Source organism: Paraburkholderia phymatum STM815, from assembly GCF_000020045.1.
GTDB classification, from domain to species: Bacteria; Pseudomonadota; Gammaproteobacteria; order Burkholderiales; family Burkholderiaceae; genus Paraburkholderia; species Paraburkholderia phymatum.
In genome coordinates, this window is the sequence record NC_010622.1 from 1989114 (window position 1) to 2002427 (window position 13314).

At 66.3% G+C, this 13314-nt stretch carries 7 protein-coding genes; 2 read left to right on the top strand and 5 right to left on the bottom strand.

Annotated features, from left to right (window positions below):
• Nucleotides 1–83 precede the first annotated feature (83 nt).
• Nucleotides 84–743 carry a VC0807 family protein gene (locus BPHY_RS08885; RefSeq protein WP_012401138.1) on the top strand — a complete coding sequence of 220 codons (660 nt, stop codon included), beginning with the start codon at nucleotides 84–86 and terminating at the stop codon, nucleotides 741–743.
• Here BPHY_RS08885 and recD read toward each other — a convergent pair.
• From recD to recC, 3 genes are read right to left on the bottom strand one after another with little or no spacing between them, the layout of a single operon-like run.
• Nucleotides 740–2758: an exodeoxyribonuclease V subunit alpha gene (recD, locus tag BPHY_RS08890; RefSeq protein WP_012401139.1), complete on the bottom strand. Its 2019-nt coding sequence runs from the start codon at nucleotides 2756–2758 to the stop codon at nucleotides 740–742. The genes BPHY_RS08885 and recD overlap by 4 nt on opposite strands.
• A complete protein-coding gene (gene recB, locus BPHY_RS08895; protein ID WP_012401140.1) occupies nucleotides 2755–6480 on the bottom strand; it encodes an exodeoxyribonuclease V subunit beta in 3726 nt (1241 codons plus the stop codon). Before recB ends, recD begins: the two co-directional genes overlap by 4 nt.
• On the bottom strand, nucleotides 6477–9842 hold the full coding sequence (gene recC / locus BPHY_RS08900) for an exodeoxyribonuclease V subunit gamma (protein ID WP_012401141.1): 3366 nt from the start codon (nucleotides 9840–9842) through the stop codon (nucleotides 6477–6479). Before recC ends, recB begins: the two co-directional genes overlap by 4 nt.
• Before the next feature lie 207 nt (nucleotides 9843–10049).
• Here recC and BPHY_RS08905 point away from each other — a divergent pair, with 207 nt between their 5' ends.
• The gene (locus tag BPHY_RS08905) at nucleotides 10050–12470 is read left to right on the top strand and encodes an FUSC family protein (RefSeq protein ID WP_012401142.1); all 2421 of its coding nucleotides are present in this window, start codon (nucleotides 10050–10052) and stop codon (nucleotides 12468–12470) included.
• Between the two features lie 12 nt (nucleotides 12471–12482).
• Here BPHY_RS08905 and BPHY_RS08910 read toward each other — a convergent pair whose 3' ends face one another.
• Both BPHY_RS08910 and BPHY_RS08915 read right to left on the bottom strand, forming a co-directional pair.
• A complete protein-coding gene (locus BPHY_RS08910) occupies nucleotides 12483–12686 on the bottom strand; it encodes a hypothetical protein (protein ID WP_041763480.1) in 204 nt (67 codons plus the stop codon).
• 118 nt (nucleotides 12687–12804) lie between these two features.
• Nucleotides 12805–13287, bottom strand: a complete 483-nt coding sequence (locus BPHY_RS08915; RefSeq protein ID WP_012401144.1) for an Lrp/AsnC family transcriptional regulator — start codon at nucleotides 13285–13287, stop codon at nucleotides 12805–12807.
• Between the last annotated feature and the right edge of the window lie 27 nt (nucleotides 13288–13314).

The window sequence follows — 13314 nt, forward strand, 5'->3', positions numbered from 1 at the left end:
TTCAAGTGGATAGCGCCGCTCGTTTGCCGTCTTCCGCCGATCTCGTCGATACTGAGGCTTTCCGCCTGAGGGCAACTATCGTGATGAAGATGCGCGCTGCGCAGGTGCTCGAGCTCGTTGTCAACCTCGCGTTGCCTTGGGTTGCCTATCGCCTCGCGCTACCGCACTGGGGCGAAACGGGCGGACTGATCGCGTCCGCCGTGCCGCCCGTCGTGTGGAGCATCGTCGAGCTGGTGCGCTTCAGGCGCGCCGACGCGCTCAGCCTGACAGTGCTTCTCGGCATCGTGCTGTCGATCGGCGCGATGGCCCTCGGCGGCGATCCGCGCATGCTGCTGTTCCGCGAGTCGCTGGTGTCGGGCGCGATCGGCATCGCGTTTTTGCTGTCGCTGCTGCGGGGGCGCCCTGCCGTGTTTTATCTGACGCGCGCATTCGTCGCCCGTGAGATGACGAACGGCGCCGCGCATATCGACATGCTGTGGCGCGAGCGTCCCGCGTTCGCTCGCGGGTTGCGCGTGCTGACGGCCACGTGGGGCATCGGCCTCGCGAGCGAAACCGCACTGCGCGGCTGGATGGCCTGGCACTGGCCGATCGAGCGCGTGCTGGTGATGTCGCCTTTCGTCGGCTATGGCATCTTTGGCGGGCTGATGATCTGGACGCTCTGGTACCGGCGCACGCTGCGCGATCTCGCGCAGGATCAGACCGATTCCGAAGCGGAGCCGCCGCGCGGCACGGCAGCCAACTAACGCCCACCCGCTTCCATCGCCTCGGCGATCCGCGCAGCCAGTCCCGAATCGCGCTGGGTCGGCGTCGCGATCGCGCGCATCAGCACAGCGCGCGAGCCGACCACTTCGACCCGCTCGCGCGCCCGCGTCACGGCCGTATAGACCAGCTCGCGCGACAGCACACGGCTGAATGTGGACGGCAGCATCAGCACGGCATGATCGAACTCCGAGCCCTGCGACTTGTGGACGGTGAGCGCGAACGCAGTATCGTGCGGCGGGAGCGCGGCGGGTGACACGGCGCGCAGAGCGCCGTCCGCGCCGCGGAAGAAGACGCGCAACGCGCCGTCCGCGCCCGGCAGCGCGATGCCGATATCGCCATTGAACAGCCCCAGCGCATAGTCGTTGCGCGTCACCATGATTGGGCGGCCGGCGAACCATTGCGCACCGATCGCGAGCGGCATGCGCGCGGCACGGCGCACCTGCGCGGCCATCGCCGCGTTCATGTGATCGACGCCGCGTGCGCCGAGACGCGTCGCACACAGGATGCGGAAGCGATTGAGCGCGTCGAAGAGCGCGGGCGCGTGCGACGCCGCGTTTGCCGATGTGCTGAAGAGCGCGGCGGTCAGCGCATCCGCATACGCAGCGAAGCCAGCGGCGAGGCGGTGGATCGTGTGCTCGGAAGGGGCAGCGTCCATGTCTTCATGAAACGCGGCCGCGCAGGGGACGGCGGGATCGATGTCCATCACGTCGAGCGCTTCCTGTGCTGCGCCGCGCCGAATGGCAAGCGACAAACGGCCGATCGCCGATTCCAGTCCGAAGCGGTAATTGCGCTCCAGCCATACAACGCAATCCGCAAGCGGCGCGAGCCGCGCCGGTTTCGCTTCAGACGGCGCGCCGGAGGACATGGCGAACAGATCGTCGAACAAAGGTTCAGCCTGGTCTGAACGCGCATCGTGACAGATGGCGGTGGCGGGCAGTGCATCGCGCAGCGAGCGTTCGCCGATACCCAGCGCGGCCGCGATCGAACCGACGCCCTGTGCCGTGAAAGCAGGCTGCGCGCTCAACTCGCCGAATACCGCACCCGCTTCGACGGCGGCGAGCTGATCCTTGTCGCCGAGCATCACGAGATGCGTGTCGCGTGCGAGCGCATCGAACAGATGCGTCGCCATCGCAACGTCGATCATCGACGCCTCGTCGATCACGATCACGTCGTAGGGCAGCGGATTCTCGCGATGGTGCCGGAAACGCCCGTCCGGCCCCGTACCCAGCAGCCGGTGCAGGGTGAACGAGGTGTGCGGCAGACGCGCGGCGAGTTCGGGCGGCAACGATCCGGCGCGCGCGAGCAGCGCCTCCTGCATTCGCTGCGCAGCCTTGCCTGTCGGCGCGGCAAGCGCGACACGCAGAGCGGGGCGCGCGTCCAGCAGGCACGCGAGCACGCCCACCACCGTCGTCGTCTTGCCCGTGCCCGGACCGCCGCTGACGATCGTCAGCCGCCCCGACAGCGCCATCACGGCGGCTACGCGCTGCCAGTCGATCTGCTCGTCCTGCGGCGGACCGAAATAGCGCAGCAGTCTTTCGCGCAAAGCATGCGGCGACATCTCGCCGGACACGCCATCCTCATGCTCGACGCGTGCGTGATCGACGAGTGACTGCGCGAGCCGGCGCTCGTAGTCGTAGTACCGCGCGAGATAGAGTCGCCCCTGCCCGTCGACGACGAGCGGTCGCAGCGCATAGGCCGGCTGCATGCCATCGCTTGCGACGCCGCTTGCGAGCAGCGCGCAGCGCACATGCGCGACCTCGGCCTCGTAACGTTGCGCGAGTTCGTCCAGCGACGTGCACACATGTCCTTCCGATGTCGCGCGACTCGCACTGAACGCGGCCCGCGCGGCCCAGCGCACGGCGTCTTCGGACGCACCGCCGCGCAGCGCGAGTGCACTCACCCGCCGCGCGAAACCTTCCGCGAGCGCCGTGCTGAAGTCCGCAGGCGCGGGAACATTGACCTTGACGTCGGGCAACGGCTGATCGAATGTGCTCACGGCGAGCCTCCGCTCATCAGTGCATCGAGCGCGACGACGAGCGCATGCTCGGGCCGTCGCACATGCACGCCCGCAACGTGGCCGCCGTCGCGCCAGGCGGGACGCACACCGCGCACGAACAGATAGAGATAGCCGCCCATGTGTTTCTCATACTCGTAGCCGGGAATCCTCAAGCGCAGATAACGATGCAGCGCGACGGTATAGAGTAGCGCCTGCAGGTGATAGGCGTGGCTTGCCATCGCTTCTTCGAGCGGCTCCGAGGCATAACTCTCGCGCGTATCGCCGAGATGATTCGACTTCCAGTCGATCACCCAGAAGCGTCCCTGATGCTCGACGATCATGTCGATGAAGCCTTTGACGAAGCCGCGCAGCGCACCCGCATCCAGCGCGACGTCAGGATAGCCGTGCCCGACGAGCAGGGCTCGCAACGCGGGGAAGTCGAGCGATGCCGCCGAAAAGAGAAACTCCAGTTCGTTGAGCCGGCGCTTCGGATCGAGCGCCGCCAGCGTCATGCCGGGCACGAGTTCCGTGCTGACGATATCGGCAAGCAGACGCTGCATCATCGCGGGCAGACGTTGCGCGAGCTCGGGCTCGGCAGGCGCAGGCCGCTCGTGCAGCGCGCGTTCGATCGCATGCGGCCACGTGCCAGGATCAGAAAAATCCGCGAGCTCGAACATGCGATGCAGACACTCGCCCGCCGCCGGGCCGCGCGGAAACGAGAGGATATCGTCGGCCGCGAGTTCGACGGGCGCAGCAGCCACGTCGAACACGGGCGCGTTCGATACGGACGGCAGATCGGCCAGTTCGTCGTGATCGGGACGCGCTTCTTCGTTGACGGCATTGGACGCGGACGTTTCGTCGGTCCGCGAGCCCGCTGCGATCAGCGAACTGAAGCTCGTCATGCGCCACGCTTCGCGCAACGACCGCCGGTTCGCGCGGGCGCGCAAACGGACGCCGCTATCGGTGACGCTTTCCAGCGGCTCGCGACGCACGACGGGCGGCAAACCGGCGACGGTCACTGGCCCGCCTGCAAGCGCCTGCCAATGCCGATAGATCGCGCCTTCTTCGAGCGGCTTCGCGAGCCACTCGTCGAACTCGCGCGCGTTGCCCGCGACCAGCCAGTTCAGCACGCTGCGCGCCGACTCCTTCGTCGACCGCGCCGACAGATACGTGCCCGCCACCACGTAGCAGCGGTACACGGCGCGCGTCAGCGCGACGTAGATCAGCCGCGCGCGCTCGGCCGCCTGCTCACGTGTCGCCTGCCGGCTCGCAAGGTCAGCTTGCTCTTCATCGCAGCCATAGTGCAGCACGGCCGTGCCGCCGTCGTCGTGATATTCGCGCGCATCGGGCAGCCCCGACGGGTGCGGCTCGCGCATGGCACCATCGTTGAGAAACGGACAGAACACGACGGCATACTCGAGTCCCTTCGACTTGTGAACCGTGACGATCTGCACGAGATTGCGATCCGATTCGAGCCGAAGCTGCGCCTCTTCGCCGCCCCCTGCGCCTTCGCGCTGCGCCGCGATCCAGCGCAGCGTCGGCGCGATGCCAGGCCGCGTCGCAGCGCGTGCCTGCAGGAGTTCGGCGAGATGGTTCAGGTTGGTGAGCCGCCGCTCGCCCTCGGCGCCCGCGACGATCCGCTGCGCGACATGCAGTTCGCGCATCAGCGTGCGCCACATGACGGCAAAACCGCGCTCGTGCCACAGCATCCTGTAGCGCGAAAAACGCTCGACCCAACCCATCGCATCGACGGTCTGCGTGAGCTCGCCTGCGGCAGGTGTCGACTCGGCGAGGTGTTCGAGCCGCCACAGCGATGCCGCATCGAGACCGAACCAGTCGCAGGCGAGCGCCGCGCGCAGCCGACGCAAGTCACCGGGCGTATCGACGGCGGCCAGCACCCGTTCGATCTGCTCGGCATCGAGCGATTCGAACACCGATGCCTGCGCAAGCTCGACGCTGCCCACGCCCCACGCGGACAACACGCGCTTGATCAGGCTGCCCTGCTTGTGTGTCTGCACGAGCACGGCGATGTTGCCGGGCGCGAGCGGCTTGTCGCCAATCGTCACGTGGCCCTCGCGCGCGCCGCGCAATAGCCGCACGATCTCCGCCGCGCAGGCCTCACTGGCTGCCCGCTGCGCATCGCGTTTGATCAGCGCCGCGTCGCCTTGCGGCAGCATCCATGCGCGAAAATCGCCGCCAGCCGTGCCGTCCCTGTCGATGAGCGGCGGCCGCTGCCGCTCGCCTGCCCGCACCGGCTGATAGTCGAGACCTTCGAGCACGAACGCCTTTGGGTTCGCTTCGAAGAAGCGGTTGCACGCTTCGACGACGGGCGCCGTCGAACGCTGATTGACGGCGAGCGTATAGCGCGCCGACGCTTTCGCGCGGGCGGCGAGATACGTATGCAGATCCGCCGCGCGAAAACTGTAGATGGCCTGCTTGGGGTCGCCGACCAGAAAGAGCGGTCCCTTTGGAGCGAAGATGCGATTGAAGATCGCGAACTGCAGCGGGTCGGTGTCCTGAAACTCATCGATCAGCGCAGCGGGATAGCGCGCGCGCAGCGCATCCGCGAGCCACACGTGAGTCGCGAGCGCGCGATGCAGGTTCGACAGCAGATCGTCGAACGATACGACACGACGTGAGCGCTTTCGTGTCGTCAGTTCATGCGGCGCATAGTCGAGCCACGCCTGCACGAGGCCGAGCCAGCGCGCGCGTTGCGCCGCCTCCGCCGCCAGCGACGCAGCGGCGAGTTCATCCGCGACGACAAAGAACGGATGCGTGGGCGGATCGAAATTTTTCTTCGTGCCCTTCGTCAACGCGGCTGCCGTCAGTTTCAGCGCAGCCTTGGGCGGCGGCACGTGGCAGTCGTCCTGCGCGAAATAGTCGGTCCATGCTTCGATCGCGGCGCGTACCAGTTCGGGCTTGTGCGAAAGCTTGCTCAAGCCCTCCTGCGCTGCCTCCAGCAGGCGCACGATGTCGTCGCGCCCGGCGCGCCACATCTCGCAGGCCGTATCGAAACGCGCCTGCATGTCGTGCTGCGCGGCGCTTTCGCGTTCGCCGACTTCGCCCCAGCGCAATTGCGCGAGCGGCTTCTTCAGGCGCCGCGCAAGCTGTGCGTCAAGCGACGCCGGGCCTGCGCGCTTTTCGACCAGCCACGCCGCGAACGACGGATGACGAGCGGCCACGGGTTCCACCTGTTCGCGCCAGAAATCGGCTGCGAGTTCGAAGCGCAATGCGGCATCGTCCGCTTCCATCTCGAACGCGAATGGCATCGCGGCTGCGAACGGCGCTTCCTGCAACGCGCGCTGACAGAACGCGTGGATCGTGTGGATCGCCGCCTGATCGAAGGTACGCAGTGCGCGCCGCACGATTTTGGCGGCTGCTTCGAGATCGACGCCGCGTGCCTCGGAGAGCGTCGTTTCAAACAGCCGGATGATGAACGGATCGCCGCCGTCGTCGCCCGTTTCGATCGCGCGTTGCACTTCAGCGAGACGCCCGCGAATGCGTTCATGCAACTCGGCCGTCGCCGCTTTCGTAAAAGTCACGACGAGAATCTGATCGGCGCTCAGATTCTTCTCCAGCAAGAGTCGGACGTAGAGCGCGCATATGTTCCACGTCTTGCCGGTTCCCGCCGATGCCTCGATCTGATTGACGCCGTCGAGATCGCACGCGAACACGTCAAGCTCCTGCGCAGCGGCAGCCTGCATCCATCGTGCGCCGCTCATGACACGCTCCTCAGATGCGTGACAAGCGGCCCGAAGACGATCGTGGCCAACGTGCCGAACGGTTCGTCGAGCGTCAGCGGCGCGCCGCGATATGCGATGCGCAGCGCCGCGTCGTCGGACTCGCCGCGCACGCGGTCGCTGATCCAGCCACCTTGAGCCGCGGAGTCGCTGTCGCTGATCTTCGTCCACGCACTCTTCGGGAAGAAGCGTAGCGGCAACGCACGCCCGGCGCGGAACAGCGCGGCAAGCGCAGCGAGTTCATCCACGGGATGCTCGACGGGCGTGAGTTCGAACGATTCGCCGCTTGCGTGCCATACGGTGCGCCTCGGTCCGGCAGGCAGCGCCGCACAGTAGACGAGATGCGACAGCCACGCGGACAGATAGTCGCGCGCGGTCGGTTTCGCATACCGGAAGACGACCTGCCCCGTCGGCGTGAGCAGATTGAGCGTGCCCTGCAATCGCAGCGGACCTTCCGATCTGTCGCGCAGCACGTCGTCGTAGCGGCCGAACAGCGCGACATCGCCCGTGTCCGGCCAGCGTGCGTCGATATCGAGCGTGAACGGCAGGCGCGTGACGCCCGATGCCACTTCGCGCCGCACGCGATCCGCGAGTCCGCGCAACGCCGAGAGCTCACGTGTGCGCCACACCGCGCCCGTCGCGCCGCCCGGCATCTCGGGGCTGGCTTCGGCGACGCGCCGCACGCGTTCGAACGCTTCGCCGTCGAAATCAATGTCGAGCAGCGCGGGCAGCAGACGGTCGGCCAGCGCATCGCGGCTTGCGTAGTCAAGTTCGAACGGCTCCATGTCGAGCAGTTCGCCTTGCGCGTCGGACAACACGATGCCGAGCCGGTCGCGCAGCAACGCGCGCGCGGGATGCCGCCAGAAGCGCTGGAAGTCGTCAAAGGCGACGGGTTCGTCCTGTTCGGCGGGCAGCGGCACGTCGAAGAACGGCGCAACCGGCGAACTTGACGGTTCGGCAAGTAACGCGGCAAGCTCCGCGCGGTCGGCGTCGTAACTGAACAGGGCACGCTTCGCGTTGAAGTAGTCGGAGGCGAACGGCTGCAATGGATGCTCGACGATGAATGCGCGCCGCGCCGCGTCGAGTTCGGCAGGCGACGCGTCTTCTGCCGACGACACGCGTGCCAGATGATCGAGCAGTTCGTCGACGAGCGCGGCGGGCGGCAGCGGCGCATTATCGCGGATGCTTCGCCCCGTATAGGCGATCAGCAGCCGATCCTGCGCGGCCAGCAGCAGATCCAGAAACAGATTGCGCTCGTCGTCGCGACGCTGACGATCGCCTGCCTTGCCGAACCCGGCCATCAGATCGAATTCGTCGGCTCGCGCGAGGCTTGGCAGCACGCCATCGTCCATGCCGAGCATGCACACCACCCTGAACGGCAAGCCACGCAGGCTGGTCAGCGACGAAAACGTCACGGTGCCCCACGGCACGCCGCCGCGCGCGGGATCGTCCAGCGCTTCGGCGAGCGCAGTGCGCACCACGGCCGCGGGCAACGGCAGATGCTCGGCGCCCGCGCGCATCGCTTCGCTCATCGCGTCGACGGCATCGCGCACGGCGGCGAGGCTGTCCGCAAAGTCGACGCCGCTGTCGAAGCAGCGGCCGAGCACTTCGAGCAACAGCTGCGTCCACTCGACGGGCGTCATGTCGTCCGCGCAACGCCGCGCAAAGGCATCGACGTCGTCGACGAAACTCGCGAGCCGGCCAAGCAGTTCCGCATCCGATCCGTCCGCGCCTTCGACGGGCAGCCATGCATCAACGGGCGCGCCGCCTTCTGGCATCGCGTAGCCGAGAAAGAGACGCGTAAGCGCATCGGCGAACGTGTGGCGCGCGACGGGAACCGCGCTGTCGGCGGCCGGCACGGGCGCGAGGCCGCGCCGCGCGCCCGCTGCCGCAAGCCATTCCTGGACGTCTTCGAGCGCGGCGGCGTCGATGCCATAGCGCGCCGCAATGGCGTCGACACGCAGCCATTCGATCAGCTCCGGCGCACCGACATTGCGCTCGGGCAACGCGAGCCAGTCGAGCAGCACGCGGGCCACCGGGTTCGCCTGCGAAGGCGGCAAGCCGGTGATCCGATACGGAATGCGGCGCGTATCGCCCGCCGGCGACGTGCCGAACACGGCATCGATCAGTGGACCGGCCGCGCCGAGATCGGGCAGCGTGACGAGCACGTCGGCGGGCTGCAGGTCGTCGAACTCGTCGAACCAGCCCAGCAGGCGATCGTGCAGCACTTCCAGTTGACGCGCGAGGCTATGACAGACATGCACTTCGATGCCGCGTTGAGCGGGCTGCGTATCGAGATCGCGCTCGTCGCGCAGATCGAGCATCGCGTTCTGCACGGCGGCGAGCCAGGTCGGCGCGGCATTCTCCGCGAAGTACGACGCCTCGGACGACGCCGCGCTTTCCGTCAGTTCGTGCAACATGTGCAGTTGCGCCTGCGTCTGCCGGCCCCACTCCGCGAGCAGCGGATGGCCGACTTCCTGATAGTCGAGTCGACCCGCAGCATCGAGCGCTTCGACGCGCCCGGCGCTGACGATATCGAACCAGAATTCCCGGCACGGATTCATCGCGTACAGACGCACGTCGATCCAGCGCGACAGTTCGCGCAGCAGCGCGATGTGCAAGGGCGGCATGGTCGGCAGCGCAAACACGCTCACCGAACCCGGCCATTCGGCGCGCGCGATCGTGTCGAGATCGAACGAGCGGACTTCGTCGAGAAAGCGATAGGCAGGCGGCGTGGCCGCGTCCGGCGCATGCGCGTTGCCCGCAACTTCGACCAGCAGTGCGCGCCACAGCGCGCCCTGCCAACGCTCGTCTTCGCGCTCGGCGGCGCTCGCGCCCGTCAGACGCGGGCCCGTGTCGGCAGCGGCGCCGCTCGCGAAAATCGAACCGCCCTTCTGCCATTGCAACAGCCATTCGGGACGATAGGTCAGATAGTGGTCGAGCACCGTCGCGACGCGCCGCGCGAGTTCATAGCGCATCGGCGGATCGGCGGCGTCGAGGTAGCTGCGCAGGCGCGGCGACGCGTTCCACGGACGCGCCTCGTCCGCGTCGCCGAGCAGACGGTAGCAGCGCCATACCAGCCGGTCGGGCGCGAACGGCGAACGCGGCGGAACGTCGATCACGCCGCCGATCTGCGTCCACAGCCATTGCGCGAGATAGCCGAAGTGGATATTCGCGCACACACCCTGGCGCGCAGCGATATCGAGTTCGAGGCGCCGCCGCACGGCCGCACTCGGCACGATCACAGGTTGCGCAGTCCACGGACTGGAAGGCGTCTGCGCGAGCCCGTCGAGCAGCGCGCCGACGAGCACATCGTACTGGTTCGAATAGACAATCTGGAGCATAGGTCGTGCGTACAAGCGGCGCCGCGCTTGCGGGCGGGCCATGCGGGAATTCGATGCGACAGCATAACAAACACGTTCGGCGTGACGCATCCTGGCCGTTCAGCAGATGGTGCGCGCATGGTCAAATCAGTTAGACTCGACGGCAGTTCGAGGCCGGGAATGGGCCCGACTGCTTCATCAATATGGATACGAGACACCAGGCGGTCGATGCGCTATTCAGTCGAAATCAAAAAGTTTCTGTATAGCCAGTACTTCTACGGCGGCTTGCGCATTGCAGTGGGCGTGTCGCTGCCCGCCATTCTTTCCCTCATCGTCTTCCACAACCGGGAACTCGGCTTCACGATCGCGACGGGCGCGCTCGGTGCGTGCGCCGTCGACATGCCCGGCCCGCTCAAGTACAAACACAACGAAATGCTCGCGTGCAGCGTGATCGGCTTCCTCGCCGCGCTCGCCACTGGCCTCGCGACAGTCAACCCCGTCGCGCTGTGGTGCACCGTCGTGCCACTCACCTTCGTACTGTCACTGATCGTCGTCTACGGGAACCGCTGGCCGCAGATCAGCTTCGCGACGCTCTTCATGATGATCATGACGCTCGAAGAGCATTTCACCCCGCTGCAGGCACTCGTCAACGCGTCGTGGATGCTCGTGGGCGGCCTGTGGTTCACGTACTGGTCGACCTTCGTCAGCCGCTGGATGATGTACCGGATCGAACAGCAGGCGCTCGCCGAGAGCGTGTTCGCGCTGGCCGACTACCTGCTCGCGCGCGCCGACTTCTTCGATCTCGACAACGATCTCGACGAGTGCTATCGCAACCTCGTCGCCAAACAGATCGCGGCCGTGGCCATGCAGGACGCCGCGCGCGACATCGTGCTGCGCAACCTGCCCAAGCTGAAAAGCGGACGGCTCGAGCCGCGTCGGGCGACGCTCTTCAATCTGTTCATCCATATCGTCGACCTGCATGAACAGTTCGTCGGCGCGCATACGGACTACCCACTCGTGCGCAATACCTTCGGCGGTTCGGATCTGCTGATCTTCTATCGCGACCTGATCCGCAAGGCTGCAGCCGATCTCGAAGACATCGGTCTTGCCGTGCTGCAGAACGAGCCGCCGCGCGCACGCATCAGCGTCAAGGCCGAACTGCGCGCGATCGAATATGAAATCGAGCTGATGCGCAAGCGGGATCTGCCGAACAGGCACCCCGAAGCCTACTCGACCATTTCGGCTTCGTTCAGGCGCGTGTGGAGCGCGACGCGTCTGATCGAGCGGATGCGCAAGAATCTGGCGAACGAGGACAACACGAAGGAAACCGATCTGCGCATCGATCAGGCGCTCACGCGTTTCGTGTCCAGCCGCCGCGTGCCGTTCGGCTCCATCTTCTCGAACCTGACGATGGCCTCGCCGAGCTTCCGGCATGCGCTGCGTGTGACGATCGCTGTCGCAGTCGGCTTCTGGCTCGGGCGCCTGCTGCCGCTCACGAATGCCTACTGGATCGTGATGACGACCGTCATCATTCTGAAACCCGGCTACTCGCTGACCAAGCAGCGCAACGGGCAGCGTATCGTCGGCACGCTGATCGGCTGCGCGGCAAGCATCGCGCTGATCATGAGCGTGAAGTCGCCGCATGTGCTCATTATCGTGATGTTCGCGTCGATGGTGATGAGCTACAGCCTGCTGCTCTTCAACTACACGGCGAGCGTCGTGTTCACGTCATCGTATGTGTTGCTGCTGTTCCATCTGCTCGCGCCCGGCAGCCTGCACATCATCGGCGAGCGCGCGATCGACACGGTCGTCGGGTGCGCGATCGCGATCGCCGCGAGCCACCTGTTCCCGTATTGGGAATACCGGCTGATGGGGAAGCTCGTCGACGACATGATCGCGGCGATGCGCAGCTACCTCGAAGCGAGCTGGTGGTGGGGAGGCAAGCCGGCCGCGGCTGCCGCTGTGATCGCGCCGTCCGCGCTAACAGAAGCGGCCGCGCTCGCACCTGCCGTGGCCGTCGCGGAGGTCGCGGCGAGCGGTGCAGACGGGGTGGCGGAAGCAGCCGTGGCGGCGTCGGCAGCGGGTGTCTCGGTCAGCGCGACCACGGCTGCGAGGCCGTCGGCCCCGACGCCCGCCGCCGCTGCCGCCGCGAGCGCGCTCGATCGCGACTATCGCTATCGGCTGGCGCGAAAGAACGTACACGTCGCGTTTGCCAATCTGGGGCAGGCGTTTCAACGGATGATGCTCGAGCCCAAATCGGCGCAGAAGTTCGTGCCGGAACTGAACGACCTGCTCGTACGCTCGCATGTGCTCGCCTCGCAGATCACAGCGGCGGCACCGTTGCTGCGCACCTCTTCCCAGCAGATGGGCGGCCCGTCGCATCAGCCGCTGCAACGGGCGCTGACGCTGATTCGCGACAACCTGACGCACGCCGAGGAAGGCAATCCGCCGCCCGCCGATCAGACTGAAATCTCGAAACAGATGACGCGCGAGCTCGACAAGTTGGTCGTCGAGGCGGAACGCTCGCCCGACTATGCGCCCGATGCCGTGCATGAACTGAGGCTGCTCGCGCATCAATGCAAGCAGATGCTGGCGGCGTCCTTCCTGATTCGCAAGGATGCGAGTGTGATCCGGTTGCCCGAGAACTGAACCCGGCCCCGCCTACTGCGACGCGCCCTTTGCGGCGTTGACGGCAGCCGCCGCTGACGACGCGGCCGAAGACACCGAATCGACGGCATTCTCGCGATCGTATTCGTGCTTCTCCGTGATCGCGTTGTAGAAGATGGTTGCGATCACCAGCAACACGACTACGACGATGAACACAGCAACACCAAACGTCGGGTTCTTCTTGCGCGGATCGTTCATGAGGCAGGCTCTGCTGGCGGTTTGATTCGACGGAGCGGGCATTCTACGCCGAAGCACCTTGCGCGCGGCTTGCAGTCCGCCATGCGCACGCGCAGTCCGACTGTGCAACGCCGCGTGATCAGCGGCTTTCGGCGACGACGGCGGCCCGCACCGGCAACGCCGTCGAATACTTGATCTGCTCCATCGCGAAACTGGAACTGACGTCGTAAAGCGGCACGGAGCGAATCAGTTGCTTGTAGACGCGGTCGTAGTCGTCGATGTCGGACACGACGACGCGCAGCAGATAGTCGGTCTCGCCGCTCATCCGGTATACCTCGACCACTTCGGGAATGTCCTGCACCGCCCTCGTAAAGGTCTGCGCCCAGGATTCCGTGTGCTGGTTCGTGCGCACGGCGACAAACACGGTCGTGCCGACGCCCAGTTTGCGCGGATCGCACAGCGCGACCTGCGCGCGGATCACGCCCGCTTCCTTGAGACGCTGAACCCGCTTCCAGCACGGCGTCTGCGACAGGTTCACGCGCGCCGCGAGTTCGGCGATCGGCATCGTGGCGTCTTCCTGAAGGAGTTCGAGCAGCCGCCGATCAATGATGTCCATTCCCATCTTCCCACCCAGATAGAAAATTATTCT